Origin of the sequence: Sphingobium naphthae, assembly GCF_043589935.1 — a bacterium.
In the GTDB taxonomy this organism is placed as follows: domain Bacteria; phylum Pseudomonadota; class Alphaproteobacteria; order Sphingomonadales; family Sphingomonadaceae; genus Sphingobium; species Sphingobium naphthae_A.
The window spans coordinates 2055345-2079378 of record NZ_CP171454.1 but is presented as its reverse complement, the minus strand read 5'-3'; the positions used below and the strand labels follow the sequence as shown (position 1 = coordinate 2079378).

Annotated in this window: 26 protein-coding genes and 1 pseudogene; 8 read left to right on the top strand and 19 right to left on the bottom strand. The window is 67.4% G+C overall.

What is annotated here, in order from left to right; translation table 11 throughout:
* Positions 1 to 41 precede the first annotated feature (41 nt).
* Positions 42 to 302 carry a hypothetical protein gene (locus ACGGKE_RS10315; RefSeq protein ID WP_394437573.1) on the top strand — a complete coding sequence of 87 codons (261 nt, stop codon included), beginning with the start codon at positions 42 to 44 and terminating at the stop codon, positions 300 to 302.
* A 916-nt stretch (positions 303 to 1218) separates the two neighbouring features.
* Here ACGGKE_RS10315 and ACGGKE_RS10310 read toward each other — a convergent pair.
* From ACGGKE_RS10310 to ACGGKE_RS10295, 4 genes are read right to left on the bottom strand one after another with little or no spacing between them, the layout of a single operon-like run.
* Positions 1219 to 1503, bottom strand: a complete 285-nt coding sequence (locus ACGGKE_RS10310) for a hypothetical protein (RefSeq protein WP_394437571.1) — start codon at positions 1501 to 1503, stop codon at positions 1219 to 1221.
* Between the two features lie 3 nt (positions 1504 to 1506).
* Positions 1507 to 4038: a cbb3-type cytochrome c oxidase subunit I gene (locus ACGGKE_RS10305; protein ID WP_394437569.1), complete on the bottom strand. Its 2532-nt coding sequence runs from the start codon at positions 4036 to 4038 to the stop codon at positions 1507 to 1509.
* Entirely contained in the window at positions 4035 to 4970 is a 936-nt protein-coding gene (gene coxB, locus ACGGKE_RS10300; RefSeq protein ID WP_394437566.1) for a cytochrome c oxidase subunit II, read from the bottom strand. Before coxB ends, ACGGKE_RS10305 begins: the two co-directional genes overlap by 4 nt.
* 1 nt (position 4971) lies before the next feature.
* A complete protein-coding gene (locus ACGGKE_RS10295) occupies positions 4972 to 5346 on the bottom strand; it encodes a c-type cytochrome (RefSeq protein WP_228164986.1) in 375 nt (124 codons plus the stop codon).
* Between ACGGKE_RS10295 and ACGGKE_RS10290 the strand changes: the two are divergent.
* A pseudogene (locus tag ACGGKE_RS10290) lies at positions 5264 to 6004 on the top strand (c-type cytochrome); the annotation flags it as partial. The gene ACGGKE_RS10295 and the pseudogene ACGGKE_RS10290 sit on opposite strands and share 83 nt — an antisense overlap.
* 13 nt (positions 6005 to 6017) lie before the next feature.
* Here ACGGKE_RS10290 and ACGGKE_RS10285 read toward each other — a convergent pair.
* Both ACGGKE_RS10285 and ACGGKE_RS10280 read right to left on the bottom strand, forming a co-directional pair.
* Positions 6018 to 6695, bottom strand: coding sequence for a cytochrome b (locus ACGGKE_RS10285; RefSeq protein ID WP_394437563.1), 678 nt, complete (start codon positions 6693 to 6695; stop codon positions 6018 to 6020).
* The gene (locus ACGGKE_RS10280; RefSeq protein WP_394437561.1) at positions 6692 to 7426 is read right to left on the bottom strand and encodes a cytochrome c oxidase assembly protein; all 735 of its coding nucleotides are present in this window, start codon (positions 7424 to 7426) and stop codon (positions 6692 to 6694) included. The genes ACGGKE_RS10285 and ACGGKE_RS10280 overlap by 4 nt, the downstream gene beginning before the upstream one ends.
* Positions 7427 to 7566: 140 nt before the next feature.
* On the opposite strand from ACGGKE_RS10280, the gene ACGGKE_RS10275 reads away from it, so the two are divergent.
* Positions 7567 to 7878 (top strand): LysR family transcriptional regulator, encoded by a 312-nt coding sequence (locus ACGGKE_RS10275; protein ID WP_394437559.1) that lies wholly within the window; start codon positions 7567 to 7569, stop codon positions 7876 to 7878.
* A 158-nt stretch (positions 7879 to 8036) separates the two neighbouring features.
* On the opposite strand, the gene ACGGKE_RS10270 is transcribed toward ACGGKE_RS10275, so the two are convergent.
* Positions 8037 to 8759 (bottom strand): DUF6891 domain-containing protein, encoded by a 723-nt coding sequence (locus ACGGKE_RS10270; RefSeq protein WP_394437557.1) that lies wholly within the window; start codon positions 8757 to 8759, stop codon positions 8037 to 8039.
* 110 nt (positions 8760 to 8869) lie between these two features.
* On the opposite strand from ACGGKE_RS10270, the gene ACGGKE_RS10265 reads away from it, so the two are divergent.
* Positions 8870 to 10720 carry an ABCB family ABC transporter ATP-binding protein/permease gene (locus ACGGKE_RS10265; RefSeq protein ID WP_394437555.1) on the top strand — a complete coding sequence of 617 codons (1851 nt, stop codon included), beginning with the start codon at positions 8870 to 8872 and terminating at the stop codon, positions 10718 to 10720.
* Here the strand turns inward: ACGGKE_RS10265 and ACGGKE_RS10260 are convergent.
* The 10 genes from ACGGKE_RS10260 to hisN all read right to left on the bottom strand — a co-directional run bounded on the left by ACGGKE_RS10260 (position 10717) and on the right by hisN (position 18212).
* A complete protein-coding gene (locus ACGGKE_RS10260; RefSeq protein ID WP_394437553.1) occupies positions 10717 to 11115 on the bottom strand; it encodes a hypothetical protein in 399 nt (132 codons plus the stop codon). The two genes, ACGGKE_RS10265 and ACGGKE_RS10260, sit on opposite strands and share 4 nt — an antisense overlap.
* A gap of 110 nt (positions 11116 to 11225) precedes the next feature.
* Complete coding sequence (locus ACGGKE_RS10255) at positions 11226 to 11789, bottom strand: hypothetical protein (protein WP_394437551.1); 564 nt, start codon at positions 11787 to 11789, stop codon at positions 11226 to 11228.
* A 30-nt stretch (positions 11790 to 11819) separates the two neighbouring features.
* Entirely contained in the window at positions 11820 to 12374 is a 555-nt protein-coding gene (locus ACGGKE_RS10250; RefSeq protein WP_394437549.1) for a demethoxyubiquinone hydroxylase family protein, read from the bottom strand.
* A complete protein-coding gene (locus ACGGKE_RS10245; protein ID WP_394437547.1) occupies positions 12371 to 12853 on the bottom strand; it encodes a disulfide bond formation protein B in 483 nt (160 codons plus the stop codon). The genes ACGGKE_RS10250 and ACGGKE_RS10245 overlap by 4 nt, the downstream gene beginning before the upstream one ends.
* Positions 12854 to 12920: 67 nt before the next feature.
* The gene (locus ACGGKE_RS10240) at positions 12921 to 14267 is read right to left on the bottom strand and encodes a S41 family peptidase (RefSeq protein WP_228164976.1); all 1347 of its coding nucleotides are present in this window, start codon (positions 14265 to 14267) and stop codon (positions 12921 to 12923) included.
* Between the two features lie 143 nt (positions 14268 to 14410).
* Positions 14411 to 15646 carry a murein hydrolase activator EnvC family protein gene (locus ACGGKE_RS10235; protein ID WP_394437544.1) on the bottom strand — a complete coding sequence of 412 codons (1236 nt, stop codon included), beginning with the start codon at positions 15644 to 15646 and terminating at the stop codon, positions 14411 to 14413.
* Positions 15647 to 15704: 58 nt separating this feature from the next.
* Positions 15705 to 16127 carry a 23S rRNA (pseudouridine(1915)-N(3))-methyltransferase RlmH gene (locus ACGGKE_RS10230; protein ID WP_394437542.1) on the bottom strand — a complete coding sequence of 141 codons (423 nt, stop codon included), beginning with the start codon at positions 16125 to 16127 and terminating at the stop codon, positions 15705 to 15707.
* A gap of 118 nt (positions 16128 to 16245) precedes the next feature.
* On the bottom strand, positions 16246 to 16635 hold the full coding sequence (gene rsfS / locus ACGGKE_RS10225; protein WP_228164972.1) for a ribosome silencing factor: 390 nt from the start codon (positions 16633 to 16635) through the stop codon (positions 16246 to 16248).
* A 12-nt stretch (positions 16636 to 16647) separates the two neighbouring features.
* Positions 16648 to 17277 carry a nicotinate-nucleotide adenylyltransferase gene (locus ACGGKE_RS10220; protein ID WP_394437539.1) on the bottom strand — a complete coding sequence of 210 codons (630 nt, stop codon included), beginning with the start codon at positions 17275 to 17277 and terminating at the stop codon, positions 16648 to 16650.
* A 119-nt stretch (positions 17278 to 17396) separates the two neighbouring features.
* The gene (gene hisN / locus ACGGKE_RS10215; protein WP_317517780.1) at positions 17397 to 18212 is read right to left on the bottom strand and encodes a histidinol-phosphatase; all 816 of its coding nucleotides are present in this window, start codon (positions 18210 to 18212) and stop codon (positions 17397 to 17399) included.
* Between the two features lie 67 nt (positions 18213 to 18279).
* On the opposite strand from hisN, the gene ACGGKE_RS10210 reads away from it, so the two are divergent.
* Both ACGGKE_RS10210 and ACGGKE_RS10205 read left to right on the top strand, forming a co-directional pair.
* On the top strand, positions 18280 to 18732 hold the full coding sequence (locus ACGGKE_RS10210) for a VOC family protein (RefSeq protein WP_394437536.1): 453 nt from the start codon (positions 18280 to 18282) through the stop codon (positions 18730 to 18732).
* 50 nt (positions 18733 to 18782) lie between these two features.
* Positions 18783 to 19019 carry a hypothetical protein gene (locus ACGGKE_RS10205; RefSeq protein WP_394437534.1) on the top strand — a complete coding sequence of 79 codons (237 nt, stop codon included), beginning with the start codon at positions 18783 to 18785 and terminating at the stop codon, positions 19017 to 19019.
* A 21-nt stretch (positions 19020 to 19040) separates the two neighbouring features.
* Here the strand turns inward: ACGGKE_RS10205 and ACGGKE_RS10200 are convergent, their stop codons facing one another.
* Positions 19041 to 19976 carry a ribose-phosphate pyrophosphokinase gene (locus tag ACGGKE_RS10200; RefSeq protein ID WP_228164967.1) on the bottom strand — a complete coding sequence of 312 codons (936 nt, stop codon included), beginning with the start codon at positions 19974 to 19976 and terminating at the stop codon, positions 19041 to 19043.
* Between the two features lie 135 nt (positions 19977 to 20111).
* Between ACGGKE_RS10200 and ACGGKE_RS10195 the strand changes: the two genes are divergently transcribed.
* Both ACGGKE_RS10195 and gltX read left to right on the top strand, forming a co-directional pair.
* Positions 20112 to 21773 (top strand): NAD+ synthase, encoded by a 1662-nt coding sequence (locus ACGGKE_RS10195; protein ID WP_394437531.1) that lies wholly within the window; start codon positions 20112 to 20114, stop codon positions 21771 to 21773.
* 105 nt (positions 21774 to 21878) lie between these two features.
* A complete protein-coding gene (gene gltX / locus ACGGKE_RS10190; protein WP_394437529.1) occupies positions 21879 to 23225 on the top strand; it encodes a glutamate--tRNA ligase in 1347 nt (448 codons plus the stop codon).
* On the opposite strand, the gene ACGGKE_RS10185 is transcribed toward gltX, so the two are convergent.
* Positions 23222 to 23998 (bottom strand): esterase/lipase family protein, encoded by a 777-nt coding sequence (locus ACGGKE_RS10185; protein ID WP_394437527.1) that lies wholly within the window; start codon positions 23996 to 23998, stop codon positions 23222 to 23224. The two genes, gltX and ACGGKE_RS10185, sit on opposite strands and share 4 nt — an antisense overlap.
* Positions 23999 to 24034 lie beyond the last annotated feature (36 nt).

Here is a 24034-nt window from a genome sequence, read left to right as displayed (position 1 = left end):
GCGCGTGCGAAAGTGTCTTCATCGGAAGAAGGAGACGGCAAATGGGTTTCTCGGACATCGGACTTCGCCACATCGTTGACATCGACGGGCAGCTTCTCGGCATCGACGCCGAGATGATCGACACAACGTCCCTCCTGGCGCGGGCGAACTGTCCGGAGGGAAGCCTGATCTGGATGGTGCACGCCGGCGAACGTGTCGCCATCGAGCCTCGACAGATCATCCGTCTCTCGGAGCAGAGCGTCACCTTCTTCGAGACATCCTCGGCTGCATGCTGGTCGCCCTTCGAACTGATGGCGGCGTGACCGCCAAGCATGGATAGGGGCCGTGAGGCGATGCATAGCCATTTCAGGATGGCAATCGGTTACTGAGAGGATGTGCGTCTCAGTTAAGTGCATCAGTCGGCCCCAACTACAATCTGCGAGAATTTGATCAGAAGGCGCGCGGGGCGAAAACTATTGATGTGGCACTCAATGGTCTTCACGGAGCCGGGATGGTCAAGCGATCAGACGGCAAGGCCCCTCCGCAAAGATCGCCGTTCGCGCCCGCCGCCGGCCCCGTTCAGACGACCACCAGCCGCTTCACGCGCATGGACGCGGGGACCGCTGCCGGGTCAGCCGGTGGCGGATAGCCAAGGCTACGCAACGCGTCTTTACTTGCGCGGCACGCCGCTGGCAGCATGTCGCGCCGGGCCTGACCGGCGCAGCGCCTGCTCGCATTGCGCTTCTGCCTTAGGTGCCGCCACGCTATCGCGCTCGTCGAGCGTAGGTTGGCTTCCATCATCGCTTTCAACGGTCGCGCGTGATGTCGGCGGGCAGCAGTAGTTATTTAGTGATGGACCGATGGGGGTGGTGCCCGATATGACGGAGAGATATCAGCGAGACTGTGTCCCGTCGATGTTTATTCAGTCGGCCAACTTGCAAAAAAATACCTTGCAGATATAGGGGCACGCAGCGGGGCACGATGGCAACTTATTCCACAGTTTAGTTAGTTGAATCAGGTATATAGAGATTTTGGTTCGAATCCCTCCGTCTCCGCCATTTTCTGTCCGCATGTCATGTTGAAAGAAACAGGATCGCCCTAGGGGCGCTTCCGGCTGTTCTGCTGTCGGTTTCCCGCAGGAGAATAGTCGAATGGATCCTCGCAGTTCGCGAGCAATCCTTTCAGGCATTTTGCTCGCGACCGGAATTTGCCATGCGGCTCATGGCGCGAAATACCGCTTCAGACCAGCAGCGCCACCAGCCCCTGCCACAAAATAGCGATCGCGCTCAGCGCGACGCCCCACAGGCTCACCACGCGGATCCAGCGCGCCTGCGCGTCGTCCCGCTCCGCGCGCCAGGCGATCAGGCCGACGCCGGCCGCGGCCGCCAGGCAGGCGATCGTCATCAGCAGCGTCAGCGCCCGGCCCAGCGTCGTCGTCAGGAAGATGCTGCCGATCGCGTAGAGCGCGAAGAAATGAATGGTCCATACGACCAGCCCACCCAGCAGCAGGAACCAGGCGCGCATCGGTCAGCCTCCGAACGCGCGCGTGACGATGGCGGTCAGCCCGCCTTGCGCCGCGGCGTAGAGCAGGAAGAGCACGCACAGGTCCATGCTGTTGTTGCGCGGCCGCACGATCATCGCCCGGCTGTTGCGCGCCGACAGATAGGCCGCCATCAGCAGCGCGATCCCCGCCAGCATCGCCTCCAGCGCCAGGAGGACATAGACGGTCGCGCCCTGGCCGCTATCCTGCGGCATCAGCCCGGAAGCCTGCCAGAACAGGATGTCGCCGCCTACCGATGCGGTGAGCGCCACCGCCGCGCAGAGATACAGGACGCCCGGCGTCCAGAGCTGCGTCGCTTCGCGCGCCAGCATGACGCGCGCGAGCCAGGCCAGCCCCGCCGCCAGCGCGTAGAGCGGCACGACCACCGCCGCGCCTTCCCAGCCGGCCGGCGCGGTCCAGAAATCGGGCTGCACGCCATAGAGATAGAAGAAGCCGAACAGCCCCATGACGAAGATCATGCCGATGACGATCAGCAGGATGACCATCGCCCACCAGCCATGGCTGCGCGGCCCGGTGACATAGGTGGGCAGCAGGATGCCGCCGCCCACATCCACTTCTTCCTCCTTCACCACCCGGTCGGTGTCCCACAGCCAGCGCAGCACGCACATTATGGCGATGACGCCGCTCACGAACCCGATCCCATAGGCCTGCACCGTCAGCAGCAGGAAGAAGCCGGCGGTGAAGACCGCCGCCAGCAGCGGCCAGGCCGACGGGCCGGGCATGATCTGCAGATATTCGGGTTCGGCGCGCAGCGGGCTGGTGATGATCGTCTCGCGCTGGCCGGTGGGCGCATTGGGCAGCAGATACCGGCCCTTTTCCACATCCTCGCAGATGGCGGGGTCGTCCCACAGCGGTTCGCGGCTGCGCACGACGGGGATGCTGCGCGTCGAATAAAGGCCGGTCGGCAGCCATTCCAGCGTCCCGCCCTTGTAGACGTTGCCGGCATCGTCATCGACGGTGAAGCGGAAGTTGCGCGCCAGGTCGAACAGGAACACCAGCACGCCCGCCGCCAGCACGAAGGCGCCGATGGTGGAGATCATGTTGATCAGCGTCCATCCCCGGTCGGGCAGATAGGTGTAGACGCGGCGCGGCATGCCCATGAAGCCGGTCAGGTGCATCGGCAGGAATGTCAGGTGCATGCCCGCGAACATCAGCCAGAAACTCCACTGGCCCAGCCGCTCGCTCAGCGCCCGGCTGCTCGTCATCGGCGTCCAGTAATAGAAGGCGGCGAACAGCGGAAACACCATCCCGCCGATCAGCACATAATGGAGGTGTGCGACGATGAAATAGCTGTCATGCGCCTGCCAGTCGAACGGCACCATCGCCACCATCACGCCGGTAAGCCCGCCCATGACGAAGATGATCAGCCCGCCGACCATGAACAGGGTGGGGGCATTGTAGCGCGGCTTGCCGACCGCCAGCGTGCCGATCCAGGCGAAGACCTGGATGCCCGCGGGCACGCTTACCGCCATGCTCGCGGCGGAAAAGAAGCCGACCGACAAATTGGGCATGCCGGTGGTGAACATATGGTGCGCCCACACGCCGAAACTGATGAAGCCGGTGGCGAGGAAGGCCAGCACCACGAAGCTGTGGCCGACCAGCCGCGTGCGCGCCATGGCCGCGACCATCATCGACACCAGGCCGGATGCCGGCAGGAAGATGATATAGACTTCCGGATGGCCGAAGAACCAGAAGAGATGCTGCCACAACAGCGCGTCGCCGCCGCGCGTGGGGTCGAAGAAGGGCCAGTCGAACGCGCGCTCGATCTCCAGCAGCAGGGTGCAGAGGATAACCGAGGGGAAGGCGATGATGATCATCACCCCGAACACCAGCATCGCCCAGGCATAGACCGGCATCCGCGCCAGCGTCATGCCCGGCGCGCGCGTGCGCAGCACGCCGACGATGATCTCGATCGCGCCGGCGATCGCCGAAATCTCGATGAAGCCGATGCCCAGCAGCCAGAAATCGGCGTTGATCCCCGGCGAATAGGCCATGCTGGTATAGGGGGGATACATGAACCAGCCGCCGTCCGGCGCCAGTCCCACGAACAGCGAGGCAAAAAAGCACAGGCCGCCGACGAAATAGGCCCAGAAGGCATAGGCCGACAGGCGCGGGAAGGGCAGGTCGCGCGCCGCCAGCATCTGCGGCAGCAGCATGACGCCGATCGCCTCCACCATCGGCACCGCGAACAGGAACATCATCACCGTGCCGTGCATGGTGAAGAACTGGTTGTAGGTGTCCTGCGGCAAAATGCCCTGCAGCGGCAACGCCAGCTGCACCCGCATGCCGAGCGCCAGCAGGCCGGCCAGCAGGAAGAAGAGGAAGGCGGTGGCGACGTAGAAGAAGCCGATATAATTATTGTTGACCGCGGTCAGCAGCGCCAGCCCCTTGGGCGCTGCCCAGATGCGCTCCAGCTCCTCCACCTCGCCCTCGGGACGGGGCGCGCGGATCGGGAACTGGTCGAGCAGCGCGGGGTCGAAGCCCGTCTCCGACGTCATTTCTGCGCGTCCAGATAGGTGGCGAGCCGGTCGAGCTGCTGCGCCGACAGCATCTTGTAGGATGGCATGCGATTGCCCGGCTTGATCGACTGGCTGTCGCCGATCCACCCGATCATCGTGCCCTTGTTGTTGGGCAATATGCCCGCGCCCAGCGACCGGCGGGACCCGACATGGGTGAGGTCCGGCCCCGCCGCGCCATTGGCGGCCGTCCCCGCGATTCGGTGGCAGGCGGCGCAGCCGCTCTGCCGGAACAGCGCAGCGCCCGCGCCATCGCGCGCCGCCGCGCTGCGGGGCGCGGCCCTCGCCGCCATGAACGCGGCGAAGTCGGCGGGCGCATGAGCGACGACGACAAAGCCCATCAGCGCATGGGGCCCGCCGCAATATTCCGCGCACTGCCCGGCATAGACGCCCGGCCGGTCGGCCTGGATCGGCAGGCGGTTGCGGCGTCCGGGCACCATGTCGAGCTTGCCCGACAGGCGCGGCACCCAGAAACTGTGGATGACATCATTGGATTCCAGCTCCAGCAGCACCGGCTGGCCGGTCGGGATATGCAGTTCGTTGGCATCGGTCATCGTCGCGCGCCCCTGCCGGTCGAGATAGGCGACGCGCCACCACCACATCTCGCCGGTGATGCGCACCCGCATCGCGCCTTCGGGCACCGGCGCGGTCAGGTTGCGCGTCAGGCTGAGGCCATAGACCAGCAACAAGGTAAGCACGACCACCGGAAAGACGATCCCGCCCCCCCAAACCAGCACCGGCCCGCCCAGCCGCGCCTTCAGCCGGGCGCTGCCGAACAGGGCGATCCACAGGGCGGCGAGCACGATCGCAAACACGCCCGCCGCCATGGCGATCAGCACCCAGGACAGGGTCGTGATCGACCCGGCATAAGGGCCGGCGGGATCGAAGACGGGGATGATGGACTGGACGTTCATATCATTGCCCGCCCGTCGCGTAGAGATAGGCGGCGACATCGCGCGCCTCGGCGGGGCTCAGCGGCATGGCCGGCATGGTGGAGCCCGGCAGCGTTTCGGGCGCATTGCGGACGAAGGCGGCCAGCATGTCCGGCCGGTTGGGCAAGCGCCCGGCGATCAGCCCCTGGCTGGCGAACCCCGCCAGCGACGGCCCGGCCTTCCCCTGCGGCCAGCCTATGCCCGGTATCGCGTGGCAAGCGCCACAGCCCGCCCGCGCGATCAGCGCCTTGCCGCGCGCGGCGCTGGCTTGCGGCATGGCATGGTCTTCGTGCGGCGGGGGCTTGCACGCGCCCAGCATCAACAGCAATGCAGGCAGCAACAGGTGGACGTCCGGCAATGATCCCCCCTTCCGGATAAAGCGCTCGGCCTTGGGAACCGTTGCCGCGCCCCATCGGTTCCGCGACGGCATGTCTGCGCGCGCGATTTCCCTCCCACTGTCTCTCATGGCCGGGCTGATGCTGGCGGGCTGCGGTTCGGTGGAGCGCGGCTCGGCGGACCATTTCATCGCCAGTGGCGAAATGATCGCGCTCAGCGGCGGCGACGCGGGCGCGCCCTATGCCTGCATCGCCTGCCACGGGATCGACGGACGCGGCAATGGCGCGGGCGCGCCGCGCCTTGCCGGGCTCGATCGCGGTTATATGGCCGCCCAGCTCGAAGCCTATGCCAGCGGCCGCCGCCGTCATCCCGAAATGGAACTGATCGCGCGCAAGCTCGACTCGGCGCAATGGGATGCGGTGTCGGCCTATTATGCCGCCCTGCCGTTCCGGCCCACGACCGCCGCCGCGCCGGCCCCCCTTCCGGTCGATGCCGCTGCCGCCGCGCTCTACCAGCAAGGTGATCCCGCGCGGGGGCTGGCCGCCTGCGCCATCTGCCATGGCGACCGGGGTGAAGGTGTCGGCCCCGCCAATCCGCCGCTCGCCGGCCAGCCCGCCGCCTATCTGGCGCACCAGATGGCGCAGTGGCGCGCCAGCGCGCGGCGCAACGATCCCGAAGGGGTGATGCGGCGCATCAGCCGGGCGCTGTCTCCCGCTGAGGGCGCGGCTCTGGCGGCCTATGCGGCGGCTCTTCCCGGGGGTCCTCCATATCCGGAATCTCCGGCAGCATCCCGCGCAGCACATCGTGCCGATCCCAGAAATGATGCTTCAGCGCCGCCCCCACATGCAGCGGGATCACCGCCAGCAAGGTGACGACCAGCAGCAGATGGACATCCTCGGCCGCGTCCAGGATCCACCAGCGCAGCGTCAGCGGCATCTGGTCGAAGGGCATTTGCGGCCAGGGAATGAATCCGGCCAGATAGAGCGGGCCGGGCGCGGCGATGGAGGACCACATCGCCCATCCGCTCAGCGGCAGCCCGAAAAAGGCGGCGTAGAAGACATAATGCATCGCATAGGCGATCTGCGTCTGCCACCCCTGCCGGTCCGCATCGTTGATCGGGCCGGGGATCAGGATTCGCCAGCCCAGCCGCCCCAGCGCCAGCACCAGCACGGGCAGCCCCGCGGCGCTATGCACCTGATAGGCCCACAGCTTGTCGCCGCCCGCCGGCACCCAGCTGGCATAGAAGCCCCAGCCAAGCTGGAACAGGATCAGGAAGGCCATGATCCAGTGAAAGGCGATGCCGACCGGCGAATAGCGGCTCTGCTCGGTATGGCCGCGGGCCCAGCGCTGCACCGCGCCGACCACGCTCATGCGGCGAGTGCCTTCTGCTCCTGCGAAAACCAGCGGGCCATCAGCATCAGCGCCGCGACCAAATAGAAGCCCGCGCCCGGCACCCACATAATGAGGCCCGCCAGATTCTGGTCCTCGATCGGGCTGAGGCCCCAGGCGATCGGGCCGATATAATGGGGGGCGTAGAGCGCCGTTCCCGAAAAGCTCAGCAGCGCGCCCAGCAGCCCCATCTGCACCATCGTCGCCAGCAGCGCGAAGACGCCGCCGGTGACCGGCGCCGCCCGCACCGCGCGCCACAGCGCCAACGCGGTCAGCGTCAAACTGGCCTGCATCAACCAGTAAATGGCATCGTTCGACAGCGCCGCTTCATAAACGGGCGGCGCATGCCACAGCCAGAAGGTCGCGGCATGGATGCCGGTCCATGCCGCCCATCCGCCCGGCACCCGCCGCACCGGCAGCGCCAGCGCCAGCAGCGGCGCGACGATCGCGGTCAGCACCAGATGATGCACCGCCCGCGCCGAAAACAGCGCGGACGTCAGCGCGCAGAAAGGGGAGACGAACAGGATCAGCAGCAGCGCCATCGCCGCCAGCAGCGCGCGCTGCTGATGCGGCGTCCGGGTCAGCCGCCACAGAGCGATCGCCACGCCGGCCAGGGCCAGCAGCAGCCAGGGATCGAGGTTCCAGCGCGCCCACAGCTCCGCCGGCGCCGGCGCGGCCCCGCAATAGGGTATCCATCCTGTCGGCTGGTTCATGCCCCGCGCCTTCCTGCAATCCGCCCGATGCATCGGGAACCGACGATTTGCGCGATCGGTTCCCTGCTCGCCTGCGGGCCCGTCGGCGCGGCCGAAGAAAAACCTTTCCTATTCGGCCCGGCTCTGGTTCATCCTGGTCCATGGACCAGACGCAGACTCACCGCTCTCCCCCCGCGCCCTCGCCCGCGCGGGGGCGCCGCGCGCACTGGACGCCCGCGCGCCAGTGCCGCTTCCTCGCCGCCCTGATGGAAACCGGCAGCGTCGGCCGCGCCGCGCGCGCCGTCGGCATGTCGCGCTCCAGCGCGCACCGGCTGCGCCAGCGGCTGGCCGGCACGCCGTTCGATCGCAATTGGGAAGAGGCGCTGGCGCTCCACGCCCGGCTCGCCGCCGATCCGCTCGCCTGGCAAGAGGCGCGCGTCGCGGTCGGCGCAGCGCCCGCCGCGCGCCGATGAACGCCTGCGCTTCCGGCAGGCGTGAGAGGGCTTGCGGGCTGTCGCTTCGGTGCCGCGTCCGTGTCGCTTCGCGGGCGCGTTCCGGGCGCGAAGCGGTCGCTTCGGGCCGAAAAAGCGATTATCGTGTGAACTTCGCCCGGCGGCTCATTGGCGCCGGATCACTCTTCCAGCAGGACGACGCTGCGGCGCTTCTGCCAGTTCATCGGCACCCCGATCCGCTGGCTCCAGCTGCCGTCCCACTGGGTCGTCAACCCGTGCGCCTCCAACTGGGCGACGATGCGATAGCCGATGGCGATCGCCGCCGCCTCGCCCGCGTCGCAGGCGCCATAGCTCATGTAGAGCCCATGGCCCTCGACCGCCGCTTCGGTGTCCTGCATGTGGAAAAAGGCATAGCCCTGCACCGCCACGCCATCGGCCTGCGCCGCCTCGATCTCTTCCCAGATCTCGGTGCCGCCGCATGTGCTGCAACAGGTGAAATTCTGCCGCGCGACGATCCCTTCGTCCTCCAGCGCGGCGAAGGCGAGTTCCAGCCGGTCGCAATCGGTCATCGCCGTCCAGCCCTGCTCGGCCGCGCGATGTTCGGCCAGCGCCGCGCGCAGCGCCGCCGACGCCTCGCGCCGCAGCGTCGGCCGGGGCAGCTCTTCCTCGAACAGGTCGTGCGCGTTGGTCAGGATGGCGTCCTCGTCGAAATAGCCGCCCAGCACGTCCCGGCGCAACTGGTCGCGCAGCGCCACCACCGGGTCATAGGCTGTTTCCTCCGTCGGTGCGGAGCGTTGCGGCTCCGCTTTCGCTGCTCTGGTCCCGAAAATCCGTTTCCACAAAGCCTCGAACATGCGCCGTCCTGCCTCCTGCGTCGCGTTGCACAGGGTCAACATGCCCATCCGGGCGGCAAAGTTAAAGGGGGGAATATCGCACCTCGTCGCAGAGCCCGCTTTGCGCGGCGGCCGTCGGGGCACTGGAATGCCGCGCCGAACTGCCTAAATAGCGTGCAATGCCTCCCGAAACCCCGATAGCCGCGCCGCTGCCTCCGGTGTGGGCGACCTTCCGGCGCTTCCTGCCCTATCTGTGGCCGGCGGACGCGCCCGCGCTGCGTCGCCGCGTCGTCATCGCCATGGTGCTGGTGGCGCTTGCCAAGGCGGTGACGCTCATCATGCCCTTCGCCTATAAGGGCGCGATCGACCGGATGGCGCCGGGGCTGGAGCCCGCCGCCGGCCTCGCCATCGCGCTGGTCGTCGCTTATGCCGGCGCGCGTTTTGCCGGCGTGCTGTTCGACAATCTGCGCAACGCCGTGTTCGAAAATGTGGGGCAGGAGGCCGGGCGGCGGCTCTCTGACGATGTGTTCGTCCATCTCCACCGCCTCTCGCTGCGCTTCCATCTCGACCGCCGCACCGGCGCCGTCACCAAGATCGTCGAACGGGGCACGAAAAGCATCGACACGATGCTCTACTTCCTGCTGTTCAACATCGCGCCCACCGTGATCGAACTGGTCGCCGTCTGCGTCATCTTCCTCGTCAAGTTCGGGCCCGGCCTCGTCGCCGCGACGCTGGCGATGGTGGCCGCCTATATCTGGTTCACCCGCACCGTCACCGAATGGCGCAACCAGTTGCGCCGCGACATGGTCGACATGGACACCAGCGCGGTCGCCCATGCGGTCGACAGCCTGCTCAATTTCGAAACGGTCAAATATTTCGGCGCGGAGGAGCGGGAGGCACAGCGCTATGGCGCGGCCATGCGCCGCTATGCGCGCGCCGCGGTCAAGAGCGAGAACAGCCTCGCCTGGCTCAATATCGGCCAGTCGCTGATCACCAACCTGATGATGGCGGGCGCGATGGCCTATACCGTCTGGGGCTGGAGCAGCGGGCGGTTCACCACTGGCGACGTGGTGCTGGTCAATACCCTGCTGTCGCAGCTGTTCCGTCCGCTCGACCTGCTCGGCATGGTCTATCGCACCATCCGCCAGGGCCTTATCGACATGGAGGCGATGTACACGCTCATCGACACGCCGACCGAAGTCGCCGACGCGCCCGGCGCGCGCGCGCTGGCCGTCGCTGGCGGCGCGGTGCGCTTCGACCAGGTGCGCTTCGGCTATGATCCCGAACGGGAAATTCTGCACGGCGTCAGCTTCGCCGTGCCCGCGGGCGGGACGCTGGCGATCGTTGGCCCCTCGGGCGCAGGCAAATCCACCATCGCGCGCATCCTCTTCCGCTTTTACGACATCGCGTCGGGCGCGGTGACGATCGACGGGCAGGACATTGCCGGCGTGACGCAGCAGTCGCTCCGCGCGGCGATCGGCATCGTGCCGCAGGACATGGTGCTGTTCAACGATACGATTGGCTATAATATCGCCTATGGCCGCGAAGGCGCGACCCAGGCGCAGATCGAGGCGGCGGCGCGCGCGGCGCAGATCCACGACTTCATCCTCGGCCTGCCGCAGGGCTATGACACGCGCGTGGGCGAACGCGGGCTCAAGCTTTCGGGCGGCGAAAAGCAGCGCGTCGCCATTGCCCGCACCTTGCTCAAGGACCCGCCGGTGCTGGTGCTGGACGAAGCGACCAGCGCGCTCGACAGCCGCACCGAAACCGAAATCCAGACCGTGCTGCGCGACATCAGCCGCAAGCGCACGACGCTGGTCGTCGCGCACCGCCTCTCGACCATCGTCGATGCCGATGAGATCATCGTGCTCGACCAGGGGCGCATCGTCGAACGCGGTCGCCATGCCGATCTCGTCCGCGCCGACGGCCTTTACGCCACCATGTGGGCGCGCCAGGCCGCCGAGCGCGACGCGCCGCCGACCGACGTCAGGGTAGAGGACATGTTCGAAGTGGCGCAGCCCGCGCCTTAAGGTTCGCCGTTGCTCTGGTCCATCCGCCGTTCGGCGAACCATTGTTGCAGCATCTTGGCGGTGCAGCCGGTAAAGCCGTTGCTGCCATTGACCGAGCAGCTGTTGGGCAGGGTCGATCGCTGCACCTGCTCCATGTTCGCCACCTGGCTCGCCCAGCCGGGGCCGCCGGCCGGCGCGGGCTTCTCCCGCAGCTTCTTGGGGATGCGATAGCGCTCCGCCTCCGGCCGCCGCGCGCACACGACGATCTCGTCTCCCTCGCTCTTCGGGCAGGGATCATCGCCATAGACGAGCAGGTTGATGATCCGCTCGGGCGGCGGCTCGGCCTGAGCGGCCGCGGCCGTGGGGAACAGGGGGGTCAGCATCAGGCCGATCAGGGGAATGGCGCCGTGGCGCATAGCTCTTGTCCTTCTATCCCCTGTGAATGTCCGCCCCTGCAGCGTGCTGGTCTGTGCCGGCAAGGATCAGGACGGCGCCCCGCCGTCCGATCCGTCATGGCCGCCGGCCATCAGGGCTGCGGCGGCGACGTGCCGTCCTGCGGCGCGGCCTGCTGCTGCGCCTTGGCTTCGGCTTCCTCTTCCGCCCGCACCCGCGCCTCGATGGCTTCGCTGTCGGCGTCGATAGTCGACAGCCGCTTCTCCCGCTCGGCCGCGACCAGGTCCTTCCAGCTGGCATTGTCTGCCTGCTGCCGCTCCGCCTTGGCCAGGCGGGCAAGCTGCGCGAAGCAGCCGGTCGCGCCGCCGGCGCCCGACGGCGAGCAGCTTTCGGTGCCCGACCGCCCGACATATTCCAGCGCCCGCACCCGCTCGCCCCAGGCCTGGTTGCTGGGCTTGTTGGGATCGCCGCGCAGCGGCTCGGGAATGCGGAAGCGTTCCTCCTCGCCCTTGCGCGCGCACACGACGATGTCGTCGCCCTGGCTCTGCGGACAGGCATCATCGCCATAGACGATGACGATGTTGACCTTTTCCGAACCGGCCGTGCCGGTCTCCGCCGGCGCGGCGCCCTGCTGCGCCATCGCAGGGGCGGCGGCGCTGGCCAGGGCGAAGGCGGCGATCATCATCTTCTTCATCATCCGTCGATCCTCTTGCAGACGCCCGCGGCGTCAGATTCGCTTGGAAAGCGCAATGGCGGCGCGACAGCCCAAGCGGATGGCGCCCGACAACAGGGGGTAGGCCGGCGCCTGCTCGGCGCCATGGGCGATCGCGGCGTCGCGATGCTCCACCTCCTCCGCCTGAAAATCCGCGATGGCGATCGAGAGTTCCGGATCGGCTTCGCCCAGATCGTCCAGCTGCTCGGCATAATGGCGGTCGATCTCGGTTTCGACCGCGGCGGTGCAGGCCATCGCCGCCCGTGGTCCCAGCGCGGCGGTGACCGCGCCCAGCGCGAACCCCGCGACATTCCAGATCGGCGCCAGCGCCGTCGGCCGCACGCCGCGCCGCGCGATCATCGCATCGAAGGCCTGGCGATGCCGCTCTTCCTGGCTCGCCATGCCGGCGATGATCCGGCCATAGGGATGGCGATCGCCCATCACCGCCAGCTGGCCGGCATAGATGCGCGTCGCGCCGAACTCGCCAGCCTGATCGACGCGCAGCATCGACGCGCGGCCCCGATCCGACAGGCGCCTGGTCGGGCGCGGATAGTCTGGGCCTGCGCTCATGCCTTCCTCGCTTTCAGCAGCAATGCCAAGATGGCGAGCGCCGTCGCGCTCGACAAGAGGCCGTTATAGCCGGCCATGGAAATGCCCATCAGGCTCCAAGGCGCGACATCGCAGCGCGTGACGGGGCTGGCCATGATCTGATCCAACAGATCGGCGGCACTGTCGCCGGCGGGCATGGTCGAGCAGGTGGTCAGCCCTTCCCACCAGCCATATTCGACCCCGGCGTGAAACAGGCCGATCAATCCGCTGACCCCCACCGCCAGTCCGGCCAGGCCGACGAAGAGCGCGCTGATGCAAGCGCGGCCGCGCAGCCCATAGGCGATCAGCGCGAGCGGGACGGCGGCGAAATGGGGATAGCGCTGCCACCAGCACATCTCGCACGGAGGCAGGCCGCCCAGATATTGGAAGCCATAAGCGCCGGCGAGCATCAGAAGCGGGACGATCAGCGCCAAGGCGCGGGCAAGGGAAAGGCTCTTCATCGCGTCGGCTTAGAGCCTTCCCATGGGTTCGTCATGCTGAACTTGTTCCGCCGGACAGGCCTTGCGCCTATTTCGCGCCGGGCTTGCGCGCTGCGGCCTGGGCGACGACCGCGCCCGGCGTGCTCGCCAGCCGGCCGATCGTCTTGAGCGCATAGTCCATCTGGAAATCCTCGACGCCCTGCTTCTTCAGCTCTTCGGCGCTCATGGCGAAGCGCGGATCGTCCTTGCTGTCCTCTTCCAGCGCCGCGTCGTCGGTCTTGATCTCGTTGATCAGATGCCGGCGCAGGTCACTCTCGCGGAATTTTGGCCGGTTCTTGTAATCGGGATCGCTCAGCTGCGGCACGCGGATGTCCGGCTGGATGCCGCCTTCCTGCACGCTGCGGCCCGAAGGCGTGAAGTAGCGGGCGGTGGTCAGCTTGAGCGCGGTCGTGTTGCTCAAGGGCAGCATCGTCTGCACCGATCCCTTGCCGAAGCTGCGCTCGCCCATCACCAGCGCGCGATGCTGGTCCTGCAACGCGCCCGCGACGATTTCGGACGCCGATGCCGAACCCGCGTCGACCAGCACGATCACCGGCAGGCCCTTCGCGTCGTCACCCGGTTTGGCATAATAGCGTTCGACATCGCCCTTCTGCCGGCCGCGCTGCGACACGATCTCGCCGCGCTCCAGGAAGGTGTCGCTGACCGTCACCGCCTCGTCCAGCAAGCCGCCGGGATTGGAGCGCAGGTCCAGCACATAGCCGGTCGGCTTGTGGCCCAGGCTCTTGTCGATGCTGCGGATCGCCTGGCGCACGTCGGCCCCTGTATTGGCCGAGAAGCTGACGATGGTGATGACGCCGATGTCCTTCTTCACCTCCCACTTGACGGGCTTGAGCTGGATGATCTCGCGCGTCAGCGTCAGGTCGATCGGCTTGTCGCGGCCCGGGCGCACCAGCGTCAGTTTCAGACTGGTGCCGGGCGCGCCGCGCATCTTGTCGACCGCCTCGTCCAGCGTGCCGCCATAGATAAGCTGGCCATCGATGTGGGTGATATAGTCGCCGGCCTTGATCCCCGCGCGCCAGGCGGGGGTGTCCTGCGTCGGCGCTATCACCTTGACCGCGCCATCCTCCTGCGTGACCGACAGGCCCAGGCCGCCATAGCTGCCTTCGGTCTGGGTGCGCAGATTCTGGAAGTCGCGCGCGTCGAGGAAGCTGGAATGGGGGTCGAGGCTGGCGAGCATGCCGTCGATCGCGCCCTTGATCAGCTTTTCGTCGTCGACCTTCTCGACATAGTCGGTGCGGACCTTCTGGAACACGTCCATGAATTCATCGAGCGCCTTGTAGCTCGACGCCTCCCCATCGGCGAGCGCGGCCGTGGTGGCGGGGATGAGCGCAAGCGCCCCGAGCGCGATCGCGCCCTGGAGGAAGGTGGATTTCATGGCTGTCCTAGGAGTTCGCATCAAGTGCCCAATATACGCCGATTCGCCGGCCAACGCAAAAGCGCGCTTCGACCAATGTCATGCAGCGGCGATGAGCGTGGGGTGAACGGCGGCGCGCCGAAGGGCCAACATGTTCGGACCAGTCACAGCAGCCCGACGAGGGGGATTATGTCCACAGGCCGCCCGTTGCGGCGCAGTTCGACGGTGATGTTGCTGCGTCGCGCGCTTGTCACGCCGACGGGATCGCCCTGGCGCACGGCATCGCCCACGCCCGTCGCCAGCCGGTGGAGCCCGGTGATCAACGTGGTCCATCCGCCGCCATGGTCGATGATGAGGATCTGGCCATAGTCGCGATAGGGGCCGGCAAAGGCGATGCGGCCTGCGGTCGGCGCGATCGCCTGCGCGCCCGGTTGAGTCACCAGCGTCAGGCCGCGGGCGCGCACGCCGCTGTCATTGACTTCCCCCATGCCGGTGACGAGCTGACCGACGACCGGCAGGCGATAGGGGGGCGGGCCGCTCGGCCGCGCGTCGGCTTCGGCGGGCACGGCGCCGGCCTGGTCCGGCCGCGCCGGACGCGGCAGCGGACCCGACAGCCGCGCCAGCCGTTCGCGCAGGTCGCCCGCCTGCTCCAGCCGGTCCATCAGGTCGACGATGTCGCGCGCCCGCTCGCCCAGCGCCAGCGCGCGCTCGCTTTCCAGGCCCGCATTGGCCCGATAGTCGCGGGCGGCGAGCCGCTTCTGCGTCTCCAGCGCGGCGAGTTCGACCTGCTGCGCCTTGCGATCCTGCTGCGCCTGGTCGAGCGCGTCGGCGGCCTGCCGCGCCGTCGCGCGCAGGGCGCGGCTGCGCGCCAGCTCCGCGCGCAGGCCGGCGGTGCGCTGCTCGATCACCGGCAGCACTTGGCCCAGCACGGCGCGCAGATGCACTGCGTCGCTGACGCTGCCGGGCTGCACCAGCGCCAGCGCCAGCGGCCGCCGCGCGATCATCTGCAGCGCGGCGGTCAGGCGCACGACCGGTTCCTGCTTTGCGGCCAGCCGCGCCGCCTGGGCGCGCTGCAGCCGCGCGATGATGGCGATCCGCGCCTGCGCCGCCTGGATGTCGGCTTCCGCCTGCTGGATGCGCGCCGCGACAGCGGCGGCGCGGCGGCGCGCCTGTTCGGCGGCATCGCGCGCGGCCGTCGCCTGCTGCGCCAGCCGGGCGGCGCGCTCGCGGGCGTCGTCGGACTGGCGGCGCGCGGCCTTGAGCGCCTGCTGCTCCTGCGCCAGGGTCGTGCCGGCCGTGCCCTGCAGGATCAGCGCATCCTCGTCCGCCGCCGGCAGGCGCGTCGCGGCAAACGCCATCAGGCCCGCCATGCCGCTTGCGATGAGGAGGTTGCGCTTCACCCGATATCCCGCTCTTGCCCGCCCGTGACTAGGCACAAGCGCCGCGCGTGTCGAGCGCTCAGCCTTCGCGATGATAGGGATGACCCGCCAGGATGGAGCAACTCCGCCAGAGCTGCTCGGCCAGCATCGCGCGCGCCATCATGTGCGGCCAGGTCATGGCGCCGAACGCGATCAGCAGGTCGGCCGTGGCGCGATCGGCATCGTCGAAGCCATCCGCCGCGCCGATCAGGAAACGGCATTCGCGCGTCCCGCCATCGCGCCAGCCTTCGATCCGGCGGGCGAAATCCATCGAGCCGAGTTGCTTGCCCTTTTCATCGAGCAGGACAGTGACGGTGCCCGGGCCCGCAGGCGGCAGCTTGCCGCCGCGATCGGGCAGTTCCGTGACGCGATGCGGCATGGTCAGCCGCTTCAGATAGCGATCGACCAGATCGGCTTCGGGCGATCGTCCGATCTTGCCGCGCGCGATGATATGGAGAAGCACACCCTACTCCGTTCATGCCGAGTAGGGGCGCAGCCCCTTATCGAAGCGCCCGCGCCATCCTTCGACATGCCGCTTCGTCGTCGCTCGGCGGCCTATCGGGACATTCGGGCGGAAAGCGTCAGGCGTTGCCGGCGATCGGCGCGTCGACGAAGCCCCACATCCGTTCCAGATTGTAGAAGCTGCGCACTTCCGGCCGGAACAGGTGAACGATCACGTCGCCCGCGTCGATCAGCACCCAGTCGGCGACCGGCAGCCCCTCGACCCGCGCGGAGCGGCCCGTTTCCTTCTTGATCTTCTCGGCCAGATGCTGGGCCATCGCCGCGACCTGGCGCGACGAACGGCCGCTCGCAATCACCATGTGATCGGCGATGCTGCTCTTGCCTTCCAGCGGGATGGAGATGGTTTCCTGCGCCTGGTCGTCGTCGAGCGACTGCATGACAAGGGCGTGCAGGGCGGCCACGGATTCGGCGCTGGGCGCCATATCGTTGGCAGGGGCGGGTCTGGTCAAAAAAACTCCAATCTAGACGATATACCGGCGCGTGAGCGGATCGCGCACACGCGTTGCTTCATATTCGCGATGCCAGAGGGGGTCCGCCTGCCGCAGCAGGGTCGCCGATCTTGGATCAGGGCGGAAGCGCAATAGCACGAGCGCCGGCACTCTCCAATTCGTCCAGTCTGCACTCTGGCGCGCGGGCCGGACGAAGCGCCGCAGCCAGCTCATGGCCGCAGAGCCACGGGCGGCGTCATCATAACCCGGACGAGCGATCACGGCAATGGGCATTAGACGCGCGATGCCGCGCCAATTCTTCCACTGGCCGAACTGGGCCAGATTGTCCGCGCCCATCAGCCAGATGAAGTCGTTGCGGGGATAGCGGCGGACCAGCGCCCGCAAGGTATCGACGGTATAGCGGGTGCGCAAATGGCTTTCGATCGCGGTGGCGCGGATCGGCGCGCGGCGCGCCACCTGGCGAGCGCGGGCCAGTCGCGTCGGCAAGGGCGCCATGCCCCTGGCGGGCTTCAACGGGTTGCCCGGCGACACCAGCCACCAGACCTCTTCCAGCGCCAGCGCTTCCTGCGCGAACAAAGAAATCGCCCGATGCCCGTCATGCGCGGGATTGAAGGAGCCGCCCAGCAGTCCGATGCGTGTCATGACACCGCCATGCCAGCGCGCGCGACGGGCGGCAATGGGCCGGTGACAGGCGCTGGCGTGCGGTCACGCGCGCCGCCAAGCGCAGCGCCTTCATTGCCAACGTCTCTAAGGGCCAGCCTTTAGTGGTCGTGATGATGCGCCGGGTCCGCGCCGTGAATGGCTTCCAGCACATCCTCCAGCCGCGCCGGATCGCCCAGCGCCAGCACATGGCCCTCGCTGTCCGCGGTCAGCGGCTCCCCATTCCAGTCGCACATCATGCCGCCCGCACCCTCGACCACCGGCACCAGCGCCGCGAAGTCGTAGCTTTGCAGCCCCGATTCGATGACGATGTCGAGGAAGCCCGAGGCGAGCAGCCCGTAATTATAACAGTCCCCGCCATAGACCGGCCCCTGGCGCGGCGACCCGCCCGACACGGCGGCCACCAGCGCCATATAATGGGGCACATCGCCGTCGGCGAAGAGATGCGGGCTGGTGGTGGCTATCCCCGCGCCCTCCAGCGCCTTGCACGCGCGCGTGCGTACCGGCTTGCCGTTGAAGGTGGTCGGCTGCCCGCTCATCCCCGCCCAGCGTTCGCGCGCGATCGGCTGGTCGATGATGCCGATCGTCGGCCAGCCGCCTTGCGTCAGCGCGATCAGCGTGCCGAAGATCGGCCGTCCGGCGATGAAGCTGCGCGTGCCGTCGATCGGGTCGAGAATCCACACGCGCTCGGCGTCGGTGCGGACCGATCCATATTCCTCGCCGATGATGCCGTCGCCGGGCCGCTCCTGTTCCAGGATCGCGCGGATCGCAGCTTCGGCGGCGCGGTCGGCCTCCGTCACCGGCGACTTGTCCGCCTTGATCTCCAGATCGTAGCGCGCACGGAAAAAGGGGCGGATGGCCTCTCCGGCGGCATCGGCTAGGCGGTGGGCAAGGGCCAGGTCATCGCGGGTCGTCATGCCCGGACGCCTAGCGGCTGGTCAGGCTTTGCGCTACCCTTTGCGCGCTTCAGCCAAGGAGAGGATCATGCCCGGTTCCCCCGTCATTCCGTGCCTGCGCTATGCCGATGCGCCCGCCGCCATCGCTTTCCTGTGCGACGCCTTCGGTTTCGAACGTCACGCCGTCTACGCCGATGATCTCGACAGCAGCATCATCCACCATGCGCAACTGGTGCTGGGCACAGAGAAGGGACGCGGCATGGTGATGCTCGGCAGCGTCAAGGACATGGAGGGCGAATCGCTCTACACCTGGTCGACGGTGCGGGACCTGGGCGGCACCACCGCCTGCGTCTACATGGTCGTGCCGGATGTCGACGCCCACTGCCTGCACGCGCGCAACGAAGGGGCGGTGGTGGTCGACGAACCGCATGACAATCCGGGCTATCCCGGGCGCGGCTATACCGCGCTCGATCCGGAAGGAAATGTCTGGAGCTTCGGCAGCTATGATCCCTGGGCGCCGATCCCGGACGAAGCGGATTAAGTTTATCGCAACCCCGCCGTCCTAGCCTTGGACCATCCAAGGGGGAATGCATGGCGCTTGTCGGCTGGATATTGAGCTTCGTCTTCCTGTTCGCGGGCCTCGCCCTGCGTCAGGATATGCCGATCGGCGGATCGGACACCATTGCGAACCTTCTGATCGTCTTTGCCCTGCTCGCCTGCCCCATGGTCTGGCGGGAGCTGCCGATCGGCGTATCGCGCGGCCAGCGGATCGTCGCTGGCGTCGCGCTGGTCTTCGCCCTGCCGATCATCCTGTTCCCGGCGCACTGATCCCGCGCGCCGGGCAGGCCGTCAGTCGAACAGGCTGGATACCGAACTTTCGTCCGCGATGCGCTTGATCGCCTCGCCCAGCAGCGGGGCGATGGGCAAGTGGCGAACACGCTGGGCGTTGCATACCGCGTCCGTGCCCTGGATCGAATCGGTGATGACCAGTTCCAGCAGCTCCGACGCTTCGACACGCGCGACCGCGCCGCCCGACAGCACGCCATGGCTGACATAGGCGATCACGTCCTCGGCTCCTTCGGCCTTCAGCGCGGCGGCGGCGTTGCACAGCGTGCCGGCCGAATCGACGATGTCGTCGATCAGGATGCAGAATCGGCCCTTCACGTCGCCGATGATGTTCATGACTTCCGATTCGCCAGCGCGCTCGCGGCGCTTGTCGACAATGGCGAGCGGCGCATTGTCCAGCCGCTTGGCGAGCGCGCGGGCGCGCACCACGCCACCCACGTCGGGCGACACCACGGTGATGTTGCGATCCGCGAAACGGGCCTGGATGTCGGCCGACATGACCGGCGCGCCGAACAGATTGTCGGTCGGGATGTCGAAGAAGCCCTGGATCTGCCCGGCATGCAGATCGACCGATAGGACGCGGTTGGCGCCCGCCGTGGTGATGAGGTTGGCGACCAGCTTGGCGCTGATCGGCGTGCGGGGGCCGGGCTTGCGATCCTGGCGGGCATAGCCGAAATAGGGGATGACCGCGGTGATGCGTTTGGCCGATGCGCGTTTCAGCGCATCGATCATGATCAGCAATTCCATCAGATTGTCGTTGGTCGGATAGGCCGTCGACTGGATGACGAACACATCCTCGCCCCGCACATTTTCGTGAATTTCCACGAACACCTCTTCGTCGGCGAAACGCCGGACGCTGGCGTCGGTCAGCGGGATTTCGATATAGTCGGCGATGGCGGCCGCAAGTGGCTTGTTGGAATTGCCGGTCATGAGCTTCATGGCCAAAACCCCCAGACGATTAGGTGACGTGACGAATTGATGACGATGCGCGAGACGCGGCCCCTTTAGCGGCGGGAGCCCATGGTGGAAAGGGCGCTTTTGCGCGTGTCGGCAAAATGCACTAGGGCGCGCGCCATGACCGACAAACTCGTGATCGCGCTCGCGCAGATGACCCAGTCCGTGGGCGACCTCAAGGCCAATGCCGACGCGATGCTGGAATGGCGGGCGCGGGCCAGCGCGGCGGACCTGATCGTCTATCCCGAGCTGCAGCTGATCGGCTATCCGCCGGAGGATCTGGTGCTCAAGCCCGCTCTGGTGACTGAGGCCAATTACCAGCTCGACCGCCTGGCGCAGGAAACCGCCGATGGCGGCCCGGCGATGCTGGTCGGTACCGCGGTCGCCGCGCAGGGCGTGCTGTTCAACGTCGTCGCGCTGCTGGATCAGGGCGCGGTGACGGCGGTGCGCGCGAAGCGCGAGCTGCCCAATTATGGCACGTTCGACGAAAAGCGCCTGTTCGCGCCCGGTCCGCTGCCCGCGCCGATCGACTTTCGCGGCGTGAAGATCGGCGTACCCATTTGCGAGGATATCTGGTTCCCCTTCGTCACCGCGCATCTGCGCAGCGAAGGCGCGGACATCCTGATCAGCCCCAATGGCAGTCCGTTCGAAGTCGACAAGGACGATCGGCGCCAGAATGCCGTCGCTGGCACGCGGGTGCGCGAAACCGGCCTGCCGCTTGCCTATCTCAACCGTGTCGGCGGGCAGGACGAGCTGGTGTTCGATGGCGCTTCCTTCGTGATGAACGCGGACCTGTCGATCGCCCAGCAGCTGCCGGACTGGGAAGAGGCGCTGGTGCTGACGCAGTGGGAGAAATGGGACGGGCAGTGGGTCTGCCTGCCCGGCGATCCGCACCCGCTCGATGAACGCCCGGCCGACATCTACAATGCGATGGTGCTGGGCCTGCGCGACTATGTGGACCGCAACCGCTTTCCCGGCGTCGTGCTCGGCCTGTCGGGCGGGATCGATTCGGCGTTGTCGGCTGCCGTGGCGGTCGATGCGCTGGGCCCCGATCGCGTCTGGTGCGTGATGATGCCCTCGCGCTTCACCAGCCAGGACAGCCTGGACGACGCGGTCGAATGCGCGCGGCTGCTGGGCGTGCGCTACGACGTCATCCCGATCGAACCGGCGGTCGGCGCATTCGACATCATGCTGGCGCCGGCCTTCGGCGGACGCGCCCGCGACCTGACGGAGGAGAATATCCAGTCGCGCATCCGCGGTGTCACGCTGATGAGCCTTTCCAATAAATTCGGACATATGCTGCTCACCACCGGCAACAAGAGCGAGATGTCGGTGGGCTATGCCACCATCTATGGCGACATGGCGGGCGGCTATTCCGTGCTGAAGGACGCTTACAAGACCACGGTGTTCGACCTCAGCCGCTGGCGCAACGCGCACGTCCCCTCGCTGGGGTCGGGCCTTGGCCCGACCGGTCCGGTGATGCCCGAACGGATCATCACCAAGCCGCCCAGCGCGGAACTGCGCGCGGACCAGCGTGACGACGACAGCCTGCCGCCCTATGACGTGCTGGACCCGATCCTCTATGGCCTGGTGGAGGAGGAATTGTCGGTCGACGATCTTGTCGGCCGCGGGTTCGACAAGGATCTGGTCGCCCGGATCGAGCGGCTGCTTTACGTCGCCGAATATAAGCGGCGCCAGTCGCCGCCGGGCGTCAAGCTCGGCATCCGCAATTTTGGCCGGGATCGCCGCTATCCCATCACCAACGCCTTCCGAACGATATAAGCACTGGGAAAGGCCGTTCGCGCTGCGTAGGGGCTGAGCGTGCCAAAGGTCGATACGGCGTTTCGGCCTTGCTCAATGACTTCTCAGCACGAACGGGTTGCACATATGACCGTCATCACGCGCTTCGCCCCGTCGCCGACCGGCCATCTCCATGTCGGCAATATCCGCGCCGCGCTGCACAATTGGCTATGGGCGCGCAAGAGCGGCGGCCGCTTCCTGCTGCGGCTGGACGACACGGATGTGGAACGCTCGCGCGCTGAATATGCCGAGTCGATCCGCGCCGACCTGCACTGGCTTGGCCTGGGCTGGGACGCGGAGGCGAAGCAGTCCGATCGCTTCGCCCTGTATGAGGAGAAGTTCCAGGCGCTGAAGGCTTCGGGCCATGTCTATCCCGCCTATGAAACGCAGCAGGAGCTGGAGCTGCGGCGCAAGATCCTGCTGGGGCGCGGGCTGCCGCCGGTCTATGATCGCGCCGCGCTCGCGCTGACCGCGGACCAGATCGCCGCCTATGAGGCCGAAGGGCGCACGCCCCATTGGCGGTTCAAGCTGGATCATGACCAGCCGATCGCCTGGACCGACCTCATCCGCGGCGAGCAGCGTTTTGATCCCAAATTGCTGTCGGACCCGGTGATTCGCCGCGCCGACGGCAGCTGGCTCTACATGCTGCCGTCGGTCATCGACGATGTGAACATGGGCGTCACGCATGTGCTGCGCGGCGAGGACCATGTCTCCAACACGGCGACCCAGATTCAGATGTTCGTCGCGTTGGGCGCCCCGCTGCCCGCCTTCGCGCATGAAGCGCTGCTGACCGGCAGCGAGGGCAAGCTGTCGAAGCGGCTGGGGTCGCTGGGCGTCGCGCATTTTCGCGAAATCGGGCTGGAGCCGATGGCGATCGCCTCGCTGCTGGCGCGGCTCGGCTCCTCGCAGCCGATCGAGCCCTTCACCAGACTGGCGCCGCTGGTCGACAGTTTCGACTTCGCTCATTTCGGGCGCGCGCCCGCCCGGTTCGACGAGGCCGAACTGGCCGCGCTCAACCAGAAGATCGTGCATCGGCTCGGCTATGTGGAGGTCGCCGACCGCCTGCCCGATGGCATGGACGCCGCCGCCTGGGACGCAATCCGCCCCAATCTGGAGACCGTCGCGGGCGCGGCCGACTGGTGGCGCATCGTCACCGGCCCGGTCGTGGCGCCGGGTGCGGCGCAAGAGGATCGCGATGTCCTCGCCGCCGCGCATCGCATCCTGGCGGAGGCGCGATTCGACGCCGACATCTGGCGGACCCTGACCGGCGCGCTCAAGGACGAGACGGGCCGCAAGGGCAAGGCGCTGTTCCTGCCCCTGCGCCGCGCCCTGACGGGGCTGGACCATGGCCCGGACATGGGCCTGCTTCTACCGCTCATCGGCCGGGATCAAGCCTTGGCGCGGCTGACGTCCGTCGTCCAGGCGAGCGCTTAGCCCAAGCGGATCAGCGCGGCTGCGTCAGGCCCGCATAATTCCAGCGCGCGGCCGACTGCGGCGATGCCTTCCGGGGATGCGGCGAAGCCCATATGGGTGCAGTCGACCTCGATCGCCTGATCGCGCTCGCCGGCGCCACCGCGCGCGCATTCCGGCAGGATCACGCCATCGCGGCGTGACCACAGGGCAACCGTCGGCACCGGCGGCTTTTCCTCGCGCGTGCAGGGGAAGGGCGGACGATCGACAGGGAAGCCCGACACCAGCTGATAAATGCGCCAGGCATGGTTGGCGCGCGGATCGCCGGAAAAAGGCGTACCCATCGTCACCACGCCGCCAACCTTGTCGGTCGCGAACTTGGCATATTCGCGGGCGTAAAGGCCGCCCAGACTCCAGCCGACCAGCGTGACCTTGGCGCCGCATTGTTTGCGGATCGCGTCCACGCGGCGGTCGATCTGCTCCAGGCTGTCGGGACGGGGGCCGAAATTACGACCCATACCCCAGTCGTGCGCGCGATAGCCGCCCGCAGTCAGGATATGGCGCAGCCACCCCATGCGCCGTTCCGACGCCATCAGGCCGGGGATTAGCAATAAATGTCGCCCGTCGCCCTTGACCTGGTCTGCCAGCGCCACCGCCTGCGCCCGGGTGCGTGACAGGTCGAACGGCAACGACAAATTGCCGAGCAGATGGTTCAGCGACGGCAGCTCAGCGGGACGAGGGCCGTCCGCGAGGCGATCCTTCCAGAAATTGCTGACGGCATTGACGTAAGGCGGCACGACGATGAAAATCCCTAACCCCGACTGGGCGAAAGA